Origin of the sequence: Sphingobacterium sp. Lzh-3, from assembly GCF_046764375.1 — a bacterium.
GTDB lineage: Bacteria > Bacteroidota > Bacteroidia > Sphingobacteriales > Sphingobacteriaceae > Sphingobacterium.
The window spans coordinates 1,362,100-1,384,073 of the sequence record NZ_CP177226.1 but is presented as its reverse complement, the minus strand read 5'-3'; the positions used below and the strand labels follow the sequence as shown (position 1 = coordinate 1,384,073).

Genomic DNA, 21,974 nt, shown 5'->3' with positions numbered 1-21,974 from the left:
TTTTCCTTTTTACAAGAAACAAAGGATAAAAAACATAAAGCTGTAACACAAAAAAACCGACAACTCACACGTTTAAACATACTGATTTTCATTAGATTAAAATAAGTTATAGGTAAAACCGATCATAATTTCTGCACCCCGCTTATAACTTCTGTTGATATACTCATTTCCATACCACTTTCCTCCGGTTTGCGGATTAGCATAAACAGTTTTAATAGCAGGATTCATTATATTTTTGGCATAGCCTTTAAACAAGATCCGTTTATTGAGCTTTTGGGAAAAAACAAAATCAAGGTAAGGCACGGGCTGTGTATACAGATCCGGTTCCCCTGTCAGATTAATTTGGACTAAGCGTTCCCCAACCATATTAAAGGTCACAGTGAGATCGGTTCCTGATTTGTCGTTATCATAGTTTAACCAAGCATTAATCGAATAAGGAGCCTGTTCAAACAACGGACTATTTTTTGGGGTATATCTATCCAGTGAACGATTTGCTTCATAACGCTCCTCAGATTTTTTAATTTCACTTTGTGCCAATAAAAGATTGGTACCCAAAAACAAGTTTTTTAAAGGATCATATAAGGTTCCCAAATTCTTGACAACTTCAAATTCCAATCCCCATACCTTACCAATATTACCGTCATTCTGAAATTGGATGGTTGGAAATTCCGGATAAGTAGCAGCTAGCCCCTGAGTTTTTAGATTAAAGACCTTAACCAATTGATTTTCTATACGCTTTCCAAAAGCCGACACGGCAATAACCTCCCCTTTAGCAGGAAACCATTCCCAACGAAAATCCGCATTTTGGGTATATTGGTTTTTCAAATTGGGATTACCAACAACTAAGCCCATTTGAAAGGCATCAAATTCAAATACATTGGTAATCTCACGCAATTCGGGTCTCGCCAGAGTCGTGTTGAAGGCCCCACGAAAATTCATATTGTCATTCAACGTATAGGTTGCATTGACAGAATAGAATGGTTTATATTTTGTTTTATAGACAGAATTGGGATTAATCGGATCCAGTGGAATACGTGTACCATCTGGAGATGTTGCGGTCAGTGCAGGGTCTAAAAATACATTCGCAGTATCCACTGCCGAACCAATATTTGTCATCTCAAACCGAACTCCTCCAGCCATGCGGAATCGTTCAGCGATCTTGAGATCCAGCATACCATATAATGCATTGGTTTCAAAATAACCCTTGTAGTTATTTGGCGATTTTTGGCTATTGTATAGAAATCCACCTACTGGCATCATACCTTCACCCTGCCCCGCTTTTGGTAATACAACACCTACAATTTCATTGCTTACCAAACGGTCTAAATTGCCTTGGACGTCATATAAAGGAATGGCCTTATTGCCCGTAAAATTTGAACCTGGCAGAAACAGCTGGTTTTCTGTAAATTTACGATCCCTAAATAAATAATTGAACCCCGTTTTAAACAACTGCTTTTCGCCCAATAGCCTGAAAGGAAAACTCAGATCAGCTTTTGCATTAAAATTATCTTCGTTCAAATTTCGCCATCTCCGACCATTAGGTTCAGCTTGAATAATGCCATAATTTCCAAATCCGTTTACATAGCCCGATGTAAGTGCATAGAGATGTTCAGCATATACATAGTCATCAAAATGAGCCTGCTCACCTATAATGGGACGTCGATACCATCCCCCACCCCGAGGTTTGTAGTCTACAAGACTTGCAAATCTAAAATCCGGATCATTCTGCGTGGACTTTGACGTTGCAACATTATAACTCAAACGAGGCGAGAGCTCATTTTTCAAAAACTTATGTTCGCCCTGTAGGTTAAAGGTATTCAGATTACGGAAAGTCTGTTTAAGCGAATGAATAGTACTTCTGACTTCGCCAGGCAAACCCGAATACTCATAGCGTCCATTTAAATTTGTTGCGATAGACTCTCCTCCCCAGCTTCCCAAATATTGCATACTGACCTCATGCTGTGGATTAAAGCGGTAGGTGACCCCTACAAGTGTACCATAGTTTAGTGTTTCGGTTCCTGTATTTTCACGATAAGTTTGATACTTCCCCATAAAAAGACTATTCGGTGTAATATAATTGGGAATATTCCTAAAACTATAAATATCAGGGTTACCGGTTACCACTCCTTGATAGATGCTATACTGGGTCAGTTCGCCCTGATAAATATCAGCGGTTCTTCTATAATAATTTCCTCCGACGACAAGTCCCAGTTTGTGTTTTCCAAAAACATCATAACTGTTACCGAATGTTGCCGAGTAAAGTTGATTTATGGGCGCGCGACGGTATCGAGTCGTCATAACGGGATCGAACCCTTTCATAATCGTATTAACCCGGTTTACTTCTTGGTATCCTGAGGGACTATAGTTGCTATTGGCGATCATATCCTGGATAGAACTTAACCCATTGGGATATTGCGTTGCAAGATTTAGAAAATCCGAGGAAAGGTCTTTTTTATTGATTCGTGTCCCCAATAATCCCATCTCACTGTTCCAAAAGCTGTTATAATTTCCCCCCAAACCAATGTTCGAATTGAGCCCGGTTTGAGCGATAAGCTCAAATGTCATTTTCTCAGGTACAGATTTCGTTTTGAGCTCAACAATACCCGACGCAGCATCGGCAGGTTTGTCTGGTGTTACTGTTTTATAAACGGTAATATTATCCAATAAGGAAGCCGGAACGAGATCCAATGGGATGGCACTACGGTCAGGATCAGAAGAAGCCAATCGTACGCCGTTCAACTGACCGATCACAGATCGATCACCTAGCCCTCTGACCGCAACATATTTATCATCAGTCACCGTAACACCAGTAACGCGCTGTAATGCCTGTGTAGTCGTGATACTGGCCGTACGCTCAATCAATTCGGCCGAAATAGCATCCTGTACAATAGAAGCACGTTTACGTTCTTCCAGCACAGCCGTTTCAGTGTTCATTTTACGCCTTGCCTGAACGGTGACCTCTTCCAATGCTGTAGCAAGAGGGCTCAAACCAATGACAAGGTTTTCCTTCACATCATTAATTTCAATTTCCTTGGTCTGATAGCCCAGATAGGAAAGAACGAGAACAGTGGGGATTTTAGAAATCGATAACGAAAAATTTCCATTTGCATCAGAATTCGTTCCTCCAGATGTCCCTTTAACACGGATTGAAACACTGGCCAATGTCCTTTTTGTCTGTTGATCAATAACTCGACCAACCAAGCGCTGCTGCAATACATCGGCGGGCTTTTCCAGCACAGTCCGAAGCGCCGTAACAACAACCAGTTTATTTTTCACAACATAACCGAACGGTTGTCCTGCAAAACATATATTCAATGCTTCTTCAACAGTTGCATTGTTTAGATTGACATTAACGGGTTTTGCTCGATTAAAGAGCCCATTATCGTAAAAAAAATCATAACCGCTCTGCTGCCTTATCTCTTTTAATATAGCTGGGATATGACTATTTTGTTTGTTAAGTGTAATACGTTGACCGTAAGTAAACGCACTAACTTTCACCAACAAACAAGTTAAAAATACCATGGTGATTTTCATAACACGCATGCATTGATAAAAACTCATATATTTGTTGTTGTTAATATTATTTGATGATCATTGAATCGCAACATGATCGATAAGCTTAACACATTGACCAAAGGTGTTACCAGCACCTTTGGTTGTTTTTATCCGGCTTATCGTAAAAATTAGATAGGTCAATCTATCACAATAAGCCTCCTTCCATTTAGCGTTAATTTTACTTTTCCTGTTGTTTGCAACATATCAATAATGGTAGATAGCGGTTGAGAACGCGACACCATACCATCAAATTTCAACTTCTCAAGTCGTTCCGGACATGCTACATCCACGTTGTACCATCTTGAAACTTTACGCAGCAGACTTACCAATTCCTCTCCTTTAAAAACAAAGTCACCATTTATCCAAGCTACTTCCTGAGAAATATCGACATTTTCTACACGGAGGGCTTCACTTAACAAAGCCCGCTGTCCTGGTTTTAAGAGCACCGATTCATTTCTTTTTTTCGAACTAACGCGCACACTTCCCTCCAATAACGTTGTTGTTGTATAAGGTTCGTCATCATATGCGTTGACATTGAAATGCGTACCAAGAACTTCTATTTTTTGATTTGCTGTCTCCACGTAAAAAGGAATTCGTTTTCCCATTCCAGTCTCAATTTTTGCAATTTCAAAGTAAACCTCTCCGGTCATATGGACATGCCGTTCGTTTTCATTAAATTTCAAAGGATATGTCAGGGTTGAATTTGCATTGAGAAAAGCTTTCGATCCATCTGGCAATATAATTTGATATTGATTTCCCTTATTCGTCGCAATTTTATTCATTGCTGTACTGGCGATCCGCTCCTTTTCAACAGCCTTATACACCAATTCACCAGCGTTGTTCTTTTGAATTTCTACCCCGCCCTGAAGTGCAACAACACTTCCATTCTTTATATCAGCTAAGGAAACAACGGAGCCATCTTTTAGTGTTAATAAGGCATCATCCTTTCCCGGAGCACCAATATGCTGTACATTTTTTGGCTGTTCTTCAGCAAGCTGTTGTTTAAATAAAAACAGTGAGATAGCGCCAACAACGACTAGGAGCGCCGCAATTTTTAACCAGACAGCCGTACCAATTTCTGTAAAGCTGCGCTGGTTAGCGCGCTTTTTTATTTGAGACTGCAAACGCTCATAGTTTGTTTGAACGGATAGTTCACCCGCATAATGTCCCATTGCCACAATGGTTTCCTGCAACTCCGCTATGGATGCTTTATGTTCAGGATATTTTTGTAACCATTTTTCCCATTTTTCGATATCCTCTTTATTTGTTCCCTTACAATAGTTCACAAAAGATTCGTCCAATAATAACGCTTGCAAATTAAGTTCGTTCATACTACTCTAATCGTAATTTATACAATAGAGTGAGCTGGGTCATTTTTTCACTACTCGTTTTTAAGAAAAAATCAACAAAAATGAAGAAAGTAGCCCTACGGCAACTTTAAGGAAGATTTCTTGTTCACTAGAAAGATTATTTTTTATTTTTTCTAGGGATTTATAGATGGTATTATAGATCGTATGGATCGAAACCTGATTGGCAGCAGCGATTTCCTGATAAGAAAGATCCAAAAAAAATCGTTGGTAAATCACCAGTCGTTGTTTTGTCCCTAATTGCTCCATATGCTCCTCAACCAACTGTGTTACGGTATTTGTTGTTACCGCACGGATATGTTGGTCTTCAACAGAGTGATGGATTGACGGATCATGGATTTCTTCCACAAAATCCAAATCTGTCAGCTGCAATGATTCCTTGCGGAAAAGTTTTTGAAAGAAAACCGTAATAATGTAATTATGATGATTACGTATCTGACAATTACTGGACTTTTTCTCCCATAGATGTAGAAACACATCATTCACGCTATCCTGAACACGCTGTACCGACATTTTCTTTTTTAGCCCCAAATAAGAAAGATAGTGGTAATAATGTTTATATAACGTATAAAATGATTTTTCACACTCCTCTTTCACAAATTGGTCCCAAACATTTCTTAGATCTTTTCCGGTTAGTGCAAACATGATATCTTGGTAACAATGACTTTATACAAAAAAAGGAAAGTCTTATTAACAAGAGATTAACCAAAGATGAAGAATAGGAAAATTGTATGTAAATTGGACTTAGAAAACCAATATCAATTCTTCCTATAGCTGTAACGTGTAAATAATGGCAAAAAGGCAGGAAAAAACTAATCATTGGAAAATTTTAACACAAAATGGAAAGACGTATATTTCTTGCAGACAGACTTCGCGAAGTTTTTTTGAATGGACGTTGGATTGCCAATACCAACTATCAGGAACAATTATTGAACACGACCTGGGAACAAGCCATAATCAAAATAAATGATCTGAATTCTATCGCTGCCCTAACCTATCATATCAATTATTATCTCGAGGGATTACTTATGGCATTTGAGCATGGAAAATTGGAAATCAGCGATAAATACAGCTTTGATATCCCGCCTATCCGATCCAAAGCTGATTGGAATGCGCTAGTAGATCGATTCCTAAAAAACGCAGCAACATTTGCCGACAACATTGCCCAATTTGAAGAAAACCTCTTCGATCAGCCATTTATTGATAAGAAGTATGGATCTTACCTCAGAAATATCGAAGGTGTAATCGAACATAGCTATTATCACCTTGGTCAGATTTCACTGATCAAAAAGTTAATTCTTCAATCGGAATAAATTGTTATTTCGCTAGTACAGCGAGTTCCTGTTTCACTTTCTCTCGGTATTCCAAACCCCAACTGACCAAAGATTCGGTGACGGGGAACACACTTTTACCATAGGCTGTAATTTTATAAAACACTTTTACGGGGTCTTCACTTGGCTGACGGGCTACTAACAAGTTTAGTTCAAGGTCTCGAAGTTCTTTCGTCAACACTTTTGCAGAAATTCCCTGAATCTCCCGTTCCATTTTTTTGAAATGGATTTCCTGCGACTCCCGATTAGCCAAATAACGTAATATCATCAATTTCCATTTTCCGCCCAAAATATCCAGCGCGTCACGCATAGCGCGCAATTCTTCTGTACAACTCGCCTCCCGCATTTGAATTCCGTCCAAAACTTGTCCCATATTGATTTCTAACGACTAGTTACCACTTGTTAACTACCAACAAATATATAGCAAACGAAAGGTAGATTTGTCATAACAACTATATAAGATGTAAAATCTATGGATGCCGTGTAAATTATTTCCAATTTGATTTTTCATCCCTTAAAATAGATAGAGTTATGAACGCCGTTATATTAGATCAAGACAATCAATTGATAAATGCCAACGTTGACCTTCCTCAAGTGAAGCCCAACGAGGTGAAAATTAAAATAATAGCTTCCGCAATCAATCCCATAGACTACCAAATGCGTGAAAATGAATTTGAACGACGTTATTTATATTCCCGCATACTTGGTAGAGAAGGGGCAGGAATTATTACAGATAAAGGGTCAGAAGTAAGTGAATATGCAATTGGAGATGAAGTGTTTTTTGCCTGTGGTAGCATGGGCAGCAACGGGACCTATGCAGCATACATTCATTTACCAGCCGGTCTCGTTGCCCCTAAGCCAAAAAATATTTCTTTTGAGCAAGCAGCAGCACTTCCTACCGCTGGCATCACCGCATTACAGGTTTTCGACAGAGCAACAATGAATCCGCAAGACCATATTTTCCTAACCGGCGCGTCCGGGGGCGTGGGTCTTTTTGTATTAAAGTTACTCCTGGCTAACGGTATTAAAAATATCATGGCAACTGCAGGAAGTATGAATAGTATTGAAAAACTACACCAACTAGGACTGCAAAAAGACAGTATCATCAATTATCGAAAAGAGAATTTAACGGAAATAATCATGCGTAGAAGTAATCAGCAGGGTATTGATGTCGCTATCGATGCGGTGGGTCAGCAGCTCTCGGAAGTTGCCGCCGCAGTATTAAAGCCCTATGGAACTTATATCGACATCACACATTTTACGACCGCGGCAGCAAGAGACCAACTATTTAGTTCAGCCGCACAGATCATCAATATATCCAACTTTATCCACGCGCAAAAACTAAATTATCCCTATTTCAAAAATGGGCTGGATCGGATCAGACACAATATTGAGCAAGAAATTATTCAACCCGCCCCTATTTATCTTATTGGTAAACTGAGCCCAGAAACAATAGAAAAAGGGCATCTAATGTTGAAAAACAACCAGACTCAAGGCAATAAATTAATTATACAAAATCAATGAGAACTATACCTAGACGAATCGTGACAGGCATACGTGCCGGCAAATCCTTTATCGAAGCGGATGCATTGGTCGATAATGTATCGGAGCACTATCCCAATCTCGTTATTTCCGATATCTGGCAAACCAGTCAAATGCCGGCCAAGTTTGAGAAAGAGCATCCCATAGAAAACAATGCTATACCCCAAGTCATCAAAAATGGCACCTACTTCCGCTATGTACAGATCCCGCCCGATCGGGAACTTGGTATAGAAACAGCGATTGGCACCACTCATCCCCTCATGCATCAAACGGCAAGCTTAGATTACATCGTTATTCTTTCAGGAGAGATTTACTTGATTACAGACACAGAAGAAACGCTTTTACAGGCCGGCGATATTGTGATCCAACGTGGCACCAATCATGCTTGGAGCAATCGCTCCGATCAAATGTGTCTACAGTTGGCAATTCTAATCGATGCGAATTAAAAATCTACCTATTACTCAATCGGCAAACTAAACTCGGAAAAATACACATAGCATCGATTGAAGCACATCGAATTTATGTTGCAGGAACACCACAATTTTTCTAAGTTTGGACTTCATGATAGCAGCATATTTTCGGTCTTTGCGTCTGTTTGAGGAAGAAGAGATCAATCAGATTGTTCAGCTTTTTGAATACAGAAAGCTGAACAAAAACGACTTTTTTGTTAAGGAGAATCAACCTTGTCATGAGGTTGCATTTATACAATCAGGGATATTTCGTTCTTATTATAGCAGCGCAAACAAGGAAGATATTACCTATTGTTTTCGCTTTCCCAATACCTGGATAGCGGCCTACTCCTCCTTTATTACAGGCGGGCCGAGTACGGAGACCATGCAGGCCATCACCCCTGCCGAACTATGGACGATCAAAAAAAACACCATTGATACACTCGCCACGAATAGCTTAAAATGGACAAAGTACCTTAAAATGATTGCCGAGGAACAATATCTAGAGCTTGAAAAACGCGTCTTTCAACTGCAAAAAGAAACCGCATCACAACGTTATGCCAATTTACTCAAAGATCATCCTGAGTTTATCCAACAGCTTCCCTTACAATATCTTTCTTCCTATTTAGGCATCACACAACGTCATTTAAGTCGTATTCGCAGCGAAATTTCTTTTTAGACATTTGTCCTATAAAGACGGTGGCTCTATCGGTATTTTTGTAATGTAATACGACATCATGCAGAAAAAAATACTGATTATCAATGGTCACCCGAATCGGGAATCCTTCAATTTTGGCATTGCAAATGCTTATCAAGAAGCTGCGGTAGCGTCCGGAGCTACAGTACGAACAATCCATATTATTGACCTGGACTTCAATCCAAACCTTGAATTTGGTTATCGTAAACGGACAGAACTGGAACAGGACCTACTTCTTGCCTGGGAAGACATATTATGGGCGGATCATTTGGTCTGGATACATCCCGTTTGGTGGGGCGGTCTTCCTGCCTTGATGAAGGGCTTTATCGATAGATTATTTTTACCTGGACGGGCCTTTCAATACCGCGAAAATTCTCTTTTTTGGGACAAATTGCTAAAAGGAAAATCTGCCCGGATCATTACAACACTCGATCAACCAAGTTGGTATTATGCATTAGTTTACGGCAGACCAAGTGTTAATCAACTCAAAAGATCCACCCTTCAATTTTGTGGAATATCGCCGGTTAAAGTCACCTATATCGGAATTATCAAAACTTCCGATCCTATTAAACGAAATAAATGGCTACAAAAAGTACAACGGTTGGGACACAAACAAGCTTAAGCGCAATCCAAACGCATTAAGACTGCTGGCCAAATGATAATGAGGAGCACTTTTTGCCAAATGGCAATTGTCCTCCGCTTTGCAAGCCCTAGCTTTGACCATAAATTCAAGACAAACGCAACATGGACATTCTAATTGGGCTCCAATGGGGAGACGAGGGTAAAGGAAAATTCATTGATCTGATCGGAAGCGACTATGACATTATCGCTCGATTTAATGGCGGCGCGAATGCCGGACATAGTATCTATTATCAAGGTAACAAGGTTACACTAAAACTACTTCCATCAGGCATCTTTTCGTCGCATGTCAAAAACATTATCGGCACCGATGTGGTGGTTGACCCATTAGCATTCAAAGCGGAAATCGAAGAACTAGCGCACATTATGCCAGATCAAGATCTCATTGATAGAATTCTGATATCCCAAAAAGCGCATCTCGTATTACCGACCCATCGCTATTGGGATATCTATATGGAACAGTCCCCATTGTATCGGACGATAGGAACGACCAAAAATGGAATTGCACCAAGCTATTCCAATAAAATACTAAGACAGAACCTTCGTGTTGGTGATATTCACTCGGATAGTTTTAATACGGACGTATATCAAATTTTAAATCGTCAATACAATGAACTACAGCTTTTGGAACAAGAAATGCCTGCATTCGAAGAGCTTTACCACGATTTTATTCAGGGATGCGCTTCCTTAAAACAAGTACCAATTATAGATACTGAAATCTTTCTGAACAAGGCAATCCGAGATGGCAAGAAGGTATTGGCGGAAGGCGCGCAGGCAACCCTACTTGACATCGACCATGGAAGTTATCCTTATGTGACCTCATCAAATACGATTGCCTCCGCAGCCTGTGTAAGCTTGGGTGTGTCGCCTAAACTGGTGGACAAAATTTATGGCGTTACAAAAGCCTATTGCACCCGTGTGGGTAATGGCATTTTCCCAACGGAGATCACAGGACAAGCTGCCAATGATTTACGGGAAAAAGGAGCTGAATTCGGTTCCAATACCAAGCGTCCCCGTCGTGTCGGCTGGCTGGATCTTCCAGCATTAAAATATGCCATCATGTTAAATGGAGTCACTCAGCTTGTTCTTACGAAAGCTGACATCTTGAAAGAAATGGCTGAGATCCCCGTCTGTACACATTATGAAATAGATGAACAAAAAATTTCCTTAGCATTTCCCCAATCCGCTGAACAAGAAATTAAACCGATCTGGAAATATTTAAAAGGTTGGAATACCGATTTCTCTAATATCAAGCAGGCAAACTTGCTTCCAGAAACCTTGGGTGCATTTATCTCCTTTTTAGAAGACGAGTTACAAGTTCCCATAACGTATCTTTCAACAGGACCTCAACGTGAAGAATTGATTAACTTAGCGAAGTAATATAAAGGTAACATGGAGCAATTACTGGAATACATCCGAAAATTTGGACAGCTCGATTTGCGAGAAGAGAACTTAATTCGACAGGCATTCGAAAAAAAAAGTATTCCAAAGTCAAGCTATTTTGTCGCTTGCGGTAAAATAAACAATAGCATTGCTTTTGTGGAATCGGGGGTATTCCGTTCGCTCTATTACAACAGTAAAGGCGATGATTTTACGCGTTATTTCATCTATGAAGGCCGCTTTATTGGAGATCTTCAGAGCTTCTTGGATCGAACACCCTCCAATGACTACATTGAATCATTGACGGATGCTGAAATCTGGAGCCTTGATTTTGACAATTTTACGCTCCTTGAAAAGGAAATTAAAGTTTGGCCATTGTTAATGGCCAAACTTTATGGTTTTGTGGTGGAAAGTAAGCTAAAAACGGCAAATACCATGATGAATCTCGATGCCAAAGAACGCTATCTACTATTCTTGAAGCTTTACCCTGGTTTGGCAAATCGTGTTCCATTAGCCATGTTAGCATCCTATTTAGGGATTACCGCATCATCCCTGAGCCGGATTCGGAAAAATATCTAACATTTTCTTTGCCGCTGAATCAAAGCTAGAAAAGGCCTTTTGGCAAATTTCACTAGTTCAACTCTGGTCCTTTCGGCTCCCTTGTCTATCTCATAGAACAGTGATCGTTGCCGACTTACCAGCGATAAAGCAGCCTTGTAGTGAAGACATTATCTTTCAGATCAGCCGAAAAGTTTGGTAAACTTGTCGTTTCGTTCGTCACATGCTCATTATATACGGTCAATTTTATCCTATTGTTAATCTGATATGCAAGACCATAGCCCAGCGTACTAAACTTAACATCACCATCGGCCGTAAAATTATCAGGTATGCCGATTGTCATGCCACTTGCTTTAGTATTTGGATCATAGACGTCATATGCTAACAGCGCAGTTATACCGGTCTTAGCAATCTCTTGCGTAAACCAAAGATAATATCCGTTAAATTTTCGTTGATAAAGGTCTGTTGTCGGTTGGGTCGTGAAACTCCTACTGGCATAAGGGCCTTTGATATCGGTACCACCTGCCACCCCTGGCTGATCACCGGCGACATATTCTGTTTTAAAACTGGACTTTCCCAAGCTGCTATCAAACTCGACCTGTAAGTTAGCTCCATAGTAATTTCTGCCGATGGCTTTACCTTCATTATCATCGCTGGTATGCGCTGTATACCCATTGCTATTGGGTGTATAGTAGGTTTTGGTATCGTTACGAACCGAACCCTTATAGAACGAGCCACCAAACCCCAAATGGAGTTTTTTATCTGCTAGGCTATCAAATTTAAAAGCAAGATTACCGATCAGATCTTTTTTGGAATCATAATCTTTAGCCGAATGGCCGCTACCATTCACCAAGGCTAAATCTAAGTTTAAGAATTTAGCTTTACCGCCAGGGTGATAGCTTACCATCCCTCCAAGATCACGTTCGCGTGGCATCAACGTCTGGAATACACGTGCCCGTTCCGGAAAATCACGATAGCCTGATGAGTACACAATGGAATATCCAAAAGGTCTATTGAAAAGACCCGCCGTTAAACTTAGACCTTTTTGGCTTGGGTGGCGCAATTGAATAAAAGCATCCATCAGTTGTACACCGTCCTGGGTTGCATCCAACTGAAAGACAATACTGGAGTACGTATCCACGCGGTCAATTTTAAGACGTCCCCTGCGGATCATAAACCTGTTATCCGAATTCTTTGAAAAATCACCACCCGAAAATGAAGTAATTCCGGGAGATTGCGCTTTCTGAAACTGTGTCTGAAGGTACCCCGTAATCTTGATATCATGTGGATCATAGCTGGAGGGCGCATTATTATTTTGCGCAAGCGCTACGACAGGACCTATCAGGGCTAAGAGTAAAAGTGCTTTTTTCATGAGAATTTTAAATAAATTATCTTTTTCGCTTGTGATGATATGATACGAGTAGAATCATTTTTCCATCTTCTATTCCATCATCTTTCAACGGCGTAAAAATAGATTCTCAATATTAAGTTAATATTAATAAATTGTTAGTCTATTAATTTATATACATAAAATTAACGATTTAGTAATATGAATAATAACAGATAAATTTTCGGGAGGGAGATACTAACCGTTTTTCGTTTCTATGATTTGAAAATTAGTTATTAAGGTCTTGAAATAAGGAACAATTTTCAAATAATTAAAGCACATTGATATTATAATTTTACTAAGTTCACCATAGAATACCATATGTACTAGCCAAGGATCCCGTAGAATTGTAGATGATATGCTTATTTAATTCCGATTTGTAAAAACTGCACTTCAACATTTATTAAGTGGACAGGAAGTATTAAAGCCTAATTAAAAAAAAAGCTTGGTCGGGAATCCGACCAAGCTTCTATTCAACTAAATGGAAGAAATTACTTCTATTTTTGATCCTCAGGCCATTGAGTACGTCTATGACCTTTTACGATATAAGTCTTTCCGTTTACTCCTGTTTTATATTTAACATAAATACTGTCTGCCACAGCTTTGCTAGGTTGCGTAGAGGCGTTGAGCATAATCTTGCCTTCTATTAATGTTATCGCAGTACTATTTGCTGGTACAGGTAATGTATTGATGTATTGTCCTGCAACAAATGTTTTGTTGGGAACGTCGACATTTACTTTCGCTAAAACACCAAACGGTTGCGCTACGTTGCTTAATTTGAACCAAGCAACATTTGATAAATTATCAGAAGTATTATAAGTGCTTAATGCAAATAAACTTGCGCTTGCAGAAGAGCCATCTTCGTTAAAGACGTGCGTGTGCCATTCTCCCGATATTGGGAAAATAGGAGAATATTCTACAGCTGGTTGATCCTGTTTACATGCAACAAAACCTAGCACTAGAAACCCTAAAAAATATTTAAATATATGTTTCATTTCTATAATATTAAAAGTCCAGTCTTATTTCTTATGCCACCACATTTTTGTATTTATAGCGACGGCTTTAGGGGTATAAGGATTATTGTCTGAAGACACTTTTGGATATGGCAATCTTCTCGGAATTTCACTTCCACTTAAAGAAGTATTTACAGATACCGTATATTGTCCCGGAATGTAATTAGCATCATTTCCAGCCACAGTACTCACTACTGGATATCCAGTACGGTTTTGGTCATAGAACGCATCCCAAGCTTGGCATCGAGTTGAAGCTATCCATTTTTGTGTAATAATTTGCTCTACCAAACTTTCCACTGTTCCTGTTTTAAATGCATACGCTCCACCGACAGCAATAAACGAGCTTGCGTCTTTCCCCCACCGAGAAAAGGCCAATTTTACAGCCGATTCGTAGTGGCTTTTTGCCTTGGTGACATCATTTAGTCTAGCCCAACCTTCCGCTTGCAAAAATTCCACCTCAGCATTGGACATAAAATAAACAGGGTCAGTCGCTGCTAACTTGGCTCTCGAAGTACTTCCAACCGGATATTCTGCGCTGGTAGCATTAAAATTACCTTGCGGATAAGCGGTATATTGACCGTTAATATCATTTACTTCATAAAAATCCGAAATCCTTGGATCATTATTTTTCAACAAATAAGATAGCAATGTTTTACTTGCACGGATATTCGCACCTGTATTTAAAGCCCTTCTATCGGATTCGAACAATGGGTTTGATTTGTCCTTGATATCTTCAAACGCAGTCATTTTTGCATCCGATACTAATAGATCCCCTTCATCAAGCAAAGCCTTAATAGCTGCAGAGTTTGCAGAAAAATCGCGCATCAAAATCTTAAGTTTTAAAGATTTAGCAAATTTACGCCATTTATCTGTATCACCTGAAAAAACGAAATCCTGGCCTGCCATTGATGGTAGAGATTTAGCCTCCGTTGCCTTAGCTATAGCTTCATCCAGTTGTTTTAATATCAACGCATTTGCAGCCTTTCCTTCATCCCATTTCGGAGTATATAACCCCTTATCTCCTTGCAACCCCTCTGTAATTGGCAAATCGCCATACAAATCTACTAGTACATGATAGTCAAAAGCTAACATGACAGATGACGCTATATAATAATTCCAAAGACCCGCTATTTGAGCTTTGTCTTTCGCAATATACAGATCCTTCATCCCACCACCAAATAGGTTCGACCAAATTCCATTATAGGATGATATAGTCATAGTGTATGCATCAAGATCTTTATATTGATTAGAACTATTATTCTGGGTATAGTGTTGTGCCCAAAAACCACCAATCAATTCTAAATCACCACCAATTTTAGCGGCACTGTAAGCAACTCCCGAAGGAAATAGCAAGTCCGGTGTGGCATCTGTTTCTGACGGCAAATATGGGTCTTTATTGATATCTAAAGCTTTATTACAAGAACCAAAAGTTAATGTACTAGCTATTAATATGTATCCAAATGTTTTTAATTTTTTCATAATGCTAAAAATAATTAGAATCGAACTTTAACGCTACCGCCAAAACTCTTAAATGTTGGGCCAGCTGCAAATTCACCAAAGTTAGAGGTAATATCGTTACCGTAGTTACTTGATTCAGGGTCTACAAAATTATTATTCTTCGGAGTCCAAATGAATAAATTTCTTCCAATTAAACTAAAATCAACTCCTTTTATTTTAGAGCCTAATACACTTTTTGGTAATGAATAGGTAAGTACAACTTCTCTTAATTTAACAAAGTCACGTTTTAATACCGCTTGTTCGTAAATTGAATTGTTAGTAGCAGGATTCCAGTAAGTATTTTGATTATTAACTGAAATTTGAGTATCATTTTCCACATATGTATTGCCAGACTGCTTAACAGAATTTGGGACCAACCAAGGCTGTCTCTCATTAAACGTTGTGTTTGTCGCGTTTCCAACAAAATAATTCAGTTGAGCTGTGTAGGAATAAAAGAAACCACCTTTCCGCCAATCTAAAACTCCACCTAAACTCCAATCTTTATATGTAAACTTAGTATTAAATCCCATCACAAAATCGGGTTCGTACTTTCCGATTCTCCGTTTTGTATTTGGATCCGTCAAAGGCACGCCGTTTGCTCCTACGACAACCCTACCTGCGTACTCACCATCTTTAACAGTCATCACTTGAGGAACTTTAAAAACACCAAGGGGTTGGCCAATTTCTGCGACAAAATCAACTAAATAAGCATTGTAAATATTGAATTCTTTCACTTCATCCCATAGCTTTTCGACCTTGCTATTATTTTTCGTGAAATTAATTCCGAAATCCCATTGGAAATCTTTCAATTTTAACGGAGTCGTATTTAAACCGATCTCGACACCTTTATTTCTAATATCTCCAATATTTCGAGTTCTTGTCGTAAAACCTGATTCTGGAGGCAGGGCTGATGAATAGATTTGATCCACAGTTTTTCTGTTGTAGTAAGATGCATCTAAGCTCACTCTATTGTTAAATAGTTTCATTTCAGCACCAAATTCAAGTTCTGTCGTAATCTCAGGTTTTAAATCATCGTTACCTAGCAACTTACCATGTTGGAGACCAGCTGTTCCTTTTAATGGTAAAATAATATTACCAAACCCTAAACCTAATTGAGAACTAGCATAAGTGTTTTGAACTCTATAAGGAGATGCATCGTTACCTGTTTTACCCCACGCAGCCCTTAATTTTAAATAATTAAAGTTATCAGACTTTAAGTCTTGGAATGCATCTGTTAAAATTAATGATGTATTAATCCCTCCATACATATAATTGTTATTCTTGACTGGAAGAGTAGACGACCAATCAGAACGGAAAGATCCATTGACGAACCAATAATTTTTATAATTGAATGTAGCATCGGCAAATAAGCCCATTAAGCGTTGTCGAACAAATACATTCTCCACCACTGGCGCTCCGCTAGTATTCTTCAAACTATACCAACCCGGTATATTCAAACCACTAATGTAGGAATCAAGGTAACTGTATCCACGTTGGTTAAAGTTATATCCTAAATTTCCAGATAAGCTAATATCGTCATTGATTGGTTTATCGACCTGAAACATGAATGTTGCATCAATCTGATTCGTCTTTCTATAGTTTTCACCATATCTACCTGTCGTTATCGCTTTCTTATAAACAGCTGAATTAGAACCAGCTGTATAAGTAATTCGTTGAGAAAAATCCTTGGTATTGATATTACCAAAATCTCCACCTAACTTACCTAACGCAGTTAACCAAGGGAGGACTTTATAGGAAAGATCGATATTTCCATAAAAACGATCTTCCTGAAGTTTTGTCCCATTATCTAATAATGCTTTATAAGGGTTTGAAGAATATGGCGTAAAATAATTATCATAATTGTAATACGGATTATTATAATCCTTCATTGAAGAGAGATCAATATCTACGGGTGTCTGGATTAGCTCTTGAAAAGTTGTTTTACCACCATCAGCAGATCCTTGTCCCTGGAATATTGCGTTAAGATCACGCCTAACATAATTTACTCCATAATTAAATGTAAATTTATCTAAATTGGTATTACCTCTAAAGGAAAAATTATTACGCTTCAATTTATCTGGATGTCCAGGCAATACCCCTTGTTGATAAAAATTACCATATGAAAACATATAGGAAGATTTATCGCCACCACCGGAAATAGATAACGCATTCGTCGCATCAAGCCCAGAGACATAAAAGTTCTTAATGTTATCTTTAACGTAAGAATATGGCTTCGTTTGACGAACACCGTTTACTTCTGAGCCCCAAGGTCTTGTTATTCCGTCTAACTTAGGACCCCACGAACCATTTTCAGCATAGTCATAATCAGGCCATCCTTGTCCAAAAACATTTTGGGTTTGAGGAACTTTAAGAACGTTACTAACATTTATAGCCCCATTATAAGTAATCGCCAAATTTTGTCCCAATTTTCCTTTTTTCGTCGTGATCATAATGACACCATGCGCGGCACGAGAACCGTACAATGCTGTTGCTGAAGCACCCTTTAAAATTGTCATTGATTCAATGTCATCTGGATTTATATCGTTTGCCGCATTTCCTAAATCGACAGATCGAGTAGAACCAATTGAAGCTTGATATCCATTATTAATTGGCACTCCATCAACAACATATAGAGGGTTGTTGGCAGAAAAAGAAGATACCCCGCGAATAATTACCTTTGTAGACCCTCCAGTTGTCCCAGAATTGGAAATGCTCACCCCAGCCACTTTTCCTTGTAAGCCAGTCATTGCATTCATATTATTTGCAGCAGTAATTTCATCAGACTTAACTGTTGTAGCTGCATAACCAAGCGCCTTACTTTGCTTAGATACGCCCATGGCCGTAACCACGACCTCCTCCAAAGCGTTGTCCCTATCCTCCAAAGTAACATTAAATGCAGATTGACCTTCTTTAACAATCAAGGTTTTATCAGCAAATCCAACTGATCGGAAAACAACTATTTTCCCTATTGGTACAGAAAGCGAATAATTACCATTCGAATCTGTTTGTGTAGCTACATTTGATCCTTGTACAGCAATCGTTACACCTGCCAATGGTTTGCCATCTGCACCAGTAACACGACCGCTGACCTTTCTTTCCTGCGCGAACGCAACAGAAGTCAGAATCATACCACCCACGAAAAAGCTGAGTAATTTGTGTTTCATATGTTTACGTTTATTAAAAAATGTTTATTCTTGATAAAATACTTCGGTTAGCAATATACCTTCCAATAAATTATATATGCGTTATAGTTAGTAACATTTTTTTATTGTGTTGTTGCCACATGTTAAAAAATGTTAAAGGCAAAATTATAACTTTTTTTAACTTTTGCAATGCAAGCATAACTTTGTGGTAACATTTAATTCATAAATACACATAAAAAACTGAAAATAAGGTATTTATTTTTTTATAAAAAAATTAAACAAGTAACATTATACACCTAATATCTAAGAGAAGTAGCTTCATAATAGAAAACACCAGTTATATAAACTGAGAAAATCAAAAAATTCATTGAACATTAAAAGCGCAAAATGCAGATCAAAAAACACAGTAAACTAATTACAAACACCATATAACAATTACATATTAATAAAAGCACAAGGATTTGTATGATCTGAAAATAGATAACGTATAGATTACACGGATTTAAGATAGTTTTCCCCTGCTGACTTGGAAAAATATTAGAGGAGATCGAGTAGAGAGTAACATATTAATGATTAACATTGGTTAATGTACACAATCTTGAGAAACCCATTAAGCTCATTAAAACATAAAAATAAAGGGAACAAAAGATTGTTCCCTTTATTAATTCAAACCTATTGAGAATTAGTTATCATTAGCAAATCCAGTATAACGATAACCTGTAATTCTATAACGATCAAAGCCATTACTAACCGGATCATCGTCATCAAATTTAACTTCAAAAACCACACTATCTGCTTTCATTCCACTTGGTGTAGTTGCGCCAGCCTTTAGAATTTTACCGGCGGTAATTGTAAATTTAGAATCCGATTTAACATTTTGTACATTCTCACCGTAGAAAGTTAATGCATTCACATCTCCATTGATGACACCTTTAAAATCCCAAAAATTTTCCCTATCATCTATCCAAATTTTCGCGATATCATTACTTTCTGTATTATAGGTCGCAATCATGAAATGTCCTAATCCATAAACATCTTTCGCAAAGAGCGAACCATCGGCTTTCAGCGCATCCGCCGTAACATACCATTCGCCAGCTAATTTTTGCGTGGCCGTACCTTGAACTTCATCCTTCTTACATGACTGGAAAGAGATGAAGAGAAGGCTAATTATATAAAAGATCTTTTTCATACTTACTACTTCAAAATTACGTTAAAATTAAAACCTGCATAAGCAGAAGTAAATGTAATAGTATTGGTTGCCGGGTCGAATTTGCCATTATTTAGCGCAGACAAACTATCTTTCCAACCAGCTACATAACTTTCTACAAGGGATAGTGTATTATTATTATTTATTTCAAAAGTACCAACAGCAGCGTAAGCAGGTCCATAAGCCGCTCTTACATCGTAATACCCTCCCAAAAAGTCTGAGATCGCAAAAACTCCAGGAGAACTTTGATAGACTGCAACTGAATAACCGCTATAGGCAACAGTGCCATTTCGATTTGTACCTGCTTGCACTTGATAAATTTTCGAAGGCATAATGTTAGGTGTTGTATCATACACATAAACATTTCTACTCAATTCAGCCTTATAGCCCTCCTCATTACTTATAATATAAGTAATTGTATATTGCCCTGGCTTGTTTGCATTAAGAGTGGATTTCACAACCACGCTTTTTGACACATCAACACCATCAATAGTAGCCTCAAATCCAGGTTCTTGATAGGTCCCTCCCAAAGGTAGGACAACCTTTGAACCTCCCTTTATACTTAATAATGGAAATGTCGTCACATGCGTATATCCACCTGTTGTTTCTTTCTTACAACCTGAAAAAACAAACAGTGAAATAAAAAGAATCAATATTGTTTTTAAAATATTTTTCATCATCTTCAGTTTTTAAATAACACTACTTAGCCCAAAATACTGGTTCTCCATCAGGTCGAACTGCTGGTGCATTCGAATTTGAATTCGTGGAGCTTTGCGCATATCTAATTCGTTGTAAAACTTTATTTGGACCCAACTCTGTGTTATATTTAATAGGAGTGTACAGTGTCCCTGGAACGTATAGTTCAGGTTTAAATGTATCATTTGACTCGTTATAAATATTTGCACCAGTAATTGTACCAAAAGTCGGATATTTCAAACGCCTTAACTCACACCAAGCTTCAAAATTATTAGTTCCACTTAAAGCAATCCATTTCTGAATCCCAATTAGTTTTTCATATTTTGCATTATCGTATGCATATTTTCCTTGAAAGACTTTTGCAGCATCTGCTTGGGTTAGCCCAGCAGATAAAAAAGATTGCGTTATAGCAGTTTCATAATGGGATTTTGCCTGTCCTGAAGAACCATATTTGGCATAATATTCTGCCAAGAAAAATTCTATTTCTGCTTTTGTAATTAAATACACCGGAGAGTCATAACTCATTTTTGGTCTATTGAAATAACTCGCCGTGTATACATTTGAAATACTAAAGTTTGTTCCTGACACGCCCCCTTTATATAGCCCACTGCTATTTTTGTCAAAAAAAACAGAAAGTCTCGCATCACTATCATCTTCCAAAGTCGCTGAAAGTGCTAAATTTAAAATTACATTTTCTTGGGTTGAACCAAAATAAGAAGCGAATTCTTCTTGATAAAAAGGATTTGCTTTGCCCGTTTCATTCACCCACATATTCGCATATGCAACATCTTTTAAAGGAAACATATTTGCGTTAACCAAATTAGCTAGTTCATTTTTTACATCTTGGACTTTACTCATTCGCATCAAGAGCTTTAATTTTAATGCGTTTGCAAACCGTATCCAATCGGTTGTCGTAGGATCCTGGCCTCCTACCTTTGGATACAAAAAAGTTGCCATTATAGGACCATCCGCTTCTACTTTAGAAAGTGCCTCATTCAACTCTGCTAAAATTCCTGTATAGACATCTTTACCATCGTCATATTTTGGCGATAAAATATCGTCTTTCAAAGCTTCTGAATATGGCGTTTCACCATAAGCGTCAACCAGTGATTGAATTGCAAAAACACGCAATGTTTTCGCAATCAAATAAGTACTCCAATCACTCGAAGCTTTAGCTTTTTCTATCACTGTGTTCGCATTTTTAAGAACTCGAGTATTTAATTGCGTATAAGTGCCCGCAGATCTCGTCTGTGAAGCAAAAAATTGCGAATAATCCAAATAATTACTTGTTCCGAATGTTTGACTATAGTGTTCCGCGTAATATCCTCCGATTATTCTAAAATAATTTCCATAGCTCGCAGCCAGATTCATCTCAATCCCTGGCACAATTAAGGAATTTGAAATATTTTCTTCTTTTGGGGAATTTGGACTATCATTGATATCCAAGAACTTTTTACATGAACTAACCCCTATACTAATAGCCAATAAAGGCAATATTATCTTTTTCATAATA

Annotated in this window: 18 protein-coding genes; 7 read left to right on the top strand and 11 right to left on the bottom strand. The window is 38.2% G+C overall.

Annotation, left to right across the window (positions count from 1 at the left end):
- Positions 1 to 96 precede the first annotated feature (96 nt).
- The 3 genes from ACLCDV_RS05595 to ACLCDV_RS05585 form a co-directional block, all read right to left on the bottom strand.
- Positions 97 to 3,561, bottom strand: coding sequence for a carboxypeptidase-like regulatory domain-containing protein (locus ACLCDV_RS05595; protein WP_411973096.1), 3,465 nt, complete (start codon positions 3,559 to 3,561; stop codon positions 97 to 99).
- Positions 3,562 to 3,692: 131 nt separating this feature from the next.
- On the bottom strand, positions 3,693 to 4,886 hold the full coding sequence (locus ACLCDV_RS05590) for a FecR domain-containing protein (protein ID WP_411973095.1): 1,194 nt from the start codon (positions 4,884 to 4,886) through the stop codon (positions 3,693 to 3,695).
- Between the two features lie 60 nt (positions 4,887 to 4,946).
- Positions 4,947 to 5,567, bottom strand: a complete 621-nt coding sequence (locus tag ACLCDV_RS05585) for a sigma-70 family RNA polymerase sigma factor (protein ID WP_333576603.1) — start codon at positions 5,565 to 5,567, stop codon at positions 4,947 to 4,949.
- Between the two features lie 194 nt (positions 5,568 to 5,761).
- On the opposite strand from ACLCDV_RS05585, the gene ACLCDV_RS05580 reads away from it, so the two are divergent.
- Positions 5,762 to 6,235 (top strand): DinB family protein, encoded by a 474-nt coding sequence (locus ACLCDV_RS05580; RefSeq protein WP_411973094.1) that lies wholly within the window; start codon positions 5,762 to 5,764, stop codon positions 6,233 to 6,235.
- Positions 6,236 to 6,239: 4 nt separating this feature from the next.
- Here ACLCDV_RS05580 and ACLCDV_RS05575 read toward each other — a convergent pair whose 3' ends face one another.
- Positions 6,240 to 6,626, bottom strand: coding sequence for a helix-turn-helix domain-containing protein (locus tag ACLCDV_RS05575; RefSeq protein WP_343568126.1), 387 nt, complete (start codon positions 6,624 to 6,626; stop codon positions 6,240 to 6,242).
- A 158-nt stretch (positions 6,627 to 6,784) separates the two neighbouring features.
- On the opposite strand from ACLCDV_RS05575, the gene ACLCDV_RS05570 reads away from it, so the two are divergent.
- The 6 genes from ACLCDV_RS05570 (at position 6,785) to ACLCDV_RS05545 (ending at position 11,539) form a co-directional block, all read left to right on the top strand.
- The gene (locus ACLCDV_RS05570; RefSeq protein ID WP_411973093.1) at positions 6,785 to 7,777 is read left to right on the top strand and encodes a quinone oxidoreductase family protein; all 993 of its coding nucleotides are present in this window, start codon (positions 6,785 to 6,787) and stop codon (positions 7,775 to 7,777) included.
- On the top strand, positions 7,774 to 8,241 hold the full coding sequence (locus ACLCDV_RS05565) for a cupin domain-containing protein (protein WP_343568122.1): 468 nt from the start codon (positions 7,774 to 7,776) through the stop codon (positions 8,239 to 8,241). The genes ACLCDV_RS05570 and ACLCDV_RS05565 overlap by 4 nt, the downstream gene beginning before the upstream one ends.
- A 115-nt stretch (positions 8,242 to 8,356) precedes the next feature.
- The gene (locus tag ACLCDV_RS05560; protein WP_411973092.1) at positions 8,357 to 8,923 is read left to right on the top strand and encodes a Crp/Fnr family transcriptional regulator; all 567 of its coding nucleotides are present in this window, start codon (positions 8,357 to 8,359) and stop codon (positions 8,921 to 8,923) included.
- 58 nt (positions 8,924 to 8,981) lie between these two features.
- Positions 8,982 to 9,563, top strand: coding sequence for an NAD(P)H-dependent oxidoreductase (locus ACLCDV_RS05555; RefSeq protein ID WP_182982788.1), 582 nt, complete (start codon positions 8,982 to 8,984; stop codon positions 9,561 to 9,563).
- Between the two features lie 122 nt (positions 9,564 to 9,685).
- Positions 9,686 to 10,960 (top strand): adenylosuccinate synthase, encoded by a 1,275-nt coding sequence (locus tag ACLCDV_RS05550; RefSeq protein ID WP_411973091.1) that lies wholly within the window; start codon positions 9,686 to 9,688, stop codon positions 10,958 to 10,960.
- 12 nt (positions 10,961 to 10,972) lie between these two features.
- On the top strand, positions 10,973 to 11,539 hold the full coding sequence (locus ACLCDV_RS05545; RefSeq protein WP_313183784.1) for a Crp/Fnr family transcriptional regulator: 567 nt from the start codon (positions 10,973 to 10,975) through the stop codon (positions 11,537 to 11,539).
- Between the two features lie 115 nt (positions 11,540 to 11,654).
- Here the strand turns inward: ACLCDV_RS05545 and ACLCDV_RS05540 are convergent, their stop codons facing one another.
- The 7 genes from ACLCDV_RS05540 to ACLCDV_RS05510 form a co-directional block, all read right to left on the bottom strand.
- Positions 11,655 to 12,890, bottom strand: a complete 1,236-nt coding sequence (locus ACLCDV_RS05540; RefSeq protein ID WP_411973090.1) for a porin — start codon at positions 12,888 to 12,890, stop codon at positions 11,655 to 11,657.
- A 512-nt stretch (positions 12,891 to 13,402) separates the two neighbouring features.
- Positions 13,403 to 13,900 carry a lipid-binding protein gene (locus tag ACLCDV_RS05535; protein WP_411973089.1) on the bottom strand — a complete coding sequence of 166 codons (498 nt, stop codon included), beginning with the start codon at positions 13,898 to 13,900 and terminating at the stop codon, positions 13,403 to 13,405.
- A gap of 24 nt (positions 13,901 to 13,924) precedes the next feature.
- Positions 13,925 to 15,397 (bottom strand): SusD/RagB family nutrient-binding outer membrane lipoprotein, encoded by a 1,473-nt coding sequence (locus tag ACLCDV_RS05530; protein WP_411973088.1) that lies wholly within the window; start codon positions 15,395 to 15,397, stop codon positions 13,925 to 13,927.
- A 14-nt stretch (positions 15,398 to 15,411) separates the two neighbouring features.
- Complete coding sequence (locus ACLCDV_RS05525; RefSeq protein ID WP_411973087.1) at positions 15,412 to 18,579, bottom strand: SusC/RagA family TonB-linked outer membrane protein; 3,168 nt, start codon at positions 18,577 to 18,579, stop codon at positions 15,412 to 15,414.
- Between the two features lie 661 nt (positions 18,580 to 19,240).
- Complete coding sequence (locus ACLCDV_RS05520; protein ID WP_411973086.1) at positions 19,241 to 19,747, bottom strand: lipid-binding protein; 507 nt, start codon at positions 19,745 to 19,747, stop codon at positions 19,241 to 19,243.
- A gap of 5 nt (positions 19,748 to 19,752) precedes the next feature.
- Entirely contained in the window at positions 19,753 to 20,445 is a 693-nt protein-coding gene (locus ACLCDV_RS05515; protein ID WP_411973085.1) for a BT_2262 family domain-containing protein, read from the bottom strand.
- A gap of 19 nt (positions 20,446 to 20,464) precedes the next feature.
- Complete coding sequence (locus tag ACLCDV_RS05510; RefSeq protein ID WP_411973084.1) at positions 20,465 to 21,970, bottom strand: SusD/RagB family nutrient-binding outer membrane lipoprotein; 1,506 nt, start codon at positions 21,968 to 21,970, stop codon at positions 20,465 to 20,467.
- Positions 21,971 to 21,974 lie beyond the last annotated feature (4 nt).

What these genes read in the sequence shown, in the direction of transcription:
- ACLCDV_RS05580 (WP_411973094.1), top strand. Translation starts at nt 5,762, where the DNA reads ATGGAAAGACGTATATTTCTTGCAGACAGACTTCGCGAAGTTTTTTTG.
- ACLCDV_RS05535 (WP_411973089.1), bottom strand. Translation starts at nt 13,900, where the DNA reads ATGAAACATATATTTAAATATTTTTTAGGGTTTCTAGTGCTAGGTTTT.
- ACLCDV_RS05530 (WP_411973088.1), bottom strand. Translation starts at nt 15,397, where the DNA reads ATGAAAAAATTAAAAACATTTGGATACATATTAATAGCTAGTACATTA.
- ACLCDV_RS05540 (WP_411973090.1), bottom strand. Translation starts at nt 12,890, where the DNA reads ATGAAAAAAGCACTTTTACTCTTAGCCCTGATAGGTCCTGTCGTAGCG.
- ACLCDV_RS05565 (WP_343568122.1), top strand. Translation starts at nt 7,774, where the DNA reads ATGAGAACTATACCTAGACGAATCGTGACAGGCATACGTGCCGGCAAA.
- ACLCDV_RS05515 (WP_411973085.1), bottom strand. Translation starts at nt 20,445, where the DNA reads ATGATGAAAAATATTTTAAAAACAATATTGATTCTTTTTATTTCACTG.
- ACLCDV_RS05555 (WP_182982788.1), top strand. Translation starts at nt 8,982, where the DNA reads ATGCAGAAAAAAATACTGATTATCAATGGTCACCCGAATCGGGAATCC.
- ACLCDV_RS05560 (WP_411973092.1), top strand. Translation starts at nt 8,357, where the DNA reads ATGATAGCAGCATATTTTCGGTCTTTGCGTCTGTTTGAGGAAGAAGAG.
- ACLCDV_RS05590 (WP_411973095.1), bottom strand. Translation starts at nt 4,886, where the DNA reads ATGAACGAACTTAATTTGCAAGCGTTATTATTGGACGAATCTTTTGTG.
- ACLCDV_RS05550 (WP_411973091.1), top strand. Translation starts at nt 9,686, where the DNA reads ATGGACATTCTAATTGGGCTCCAATGGGGAGACGAGGGTAAAGGAAAA.
- ACLCDV_RS05545 (WP_313183784.1), top strand. Translation starts at nt 10,973, where the DNA reads ATGGAGCAATTACTGGAATACATCCGAAAATTTGGACAGCTCGATTTG.
- ACLCDV_RS05520 (WP_411973086.1), bottom strand. Translation starts at nt 19,747, where the DNA reads ATGAAAAAGATCTTTTATATAATTAGCCTTCTCTTCATCTCTTTCCAG.
- ACLCDV_RS05510 (WP_411973084.1), bottom strand. Translation starts at nt 21,970, where the DNA reads ATGAAAAAGATAATATTGCCTTTATTGGCTATTAGTATAGGGGTTAGT.
- ACLCDV_RS05585 (WP_333576603.1), bottom strand. Translation starts at nt 5,567, where the DNA reads ATGTTTGCACTAACCGGAAAAGATCTAAGAAATGTTTGGGACCAATTT.
- ACLCDV_RS05525 (WP_411973087.1), bottom strand. Translation starts at nt 18,579, where the DNA reads ATGAAACACAAATTACTCAGCTTTTTCGTGGGTGGTATGATTCTGACT.
- ACLCDV_RS05570 (WP_411973093.1), top strand. Translation starts at nt 6,785, where the DNA reads ATGAACGCCGTTATATTAGATCAAGACAATCAATTGATAAATGCCAAC.
- ACLCDV_RS05575 (WP_343568126.1), bottom strand. Translation starts at nt 6,626, where the DNA reads ATGGGACAAGTTTTGGACGGAATTCAAATGCGGGAGGCGAGTTGTACA.
- ACLCDV_RS05595 (WP_411973096.1), bottom strand. Translation starts at nt 3,561, where the DNA reads ATGAGTTTTTATCAATGCATGCGTGTTATGAAAATCACCATGGTATTT.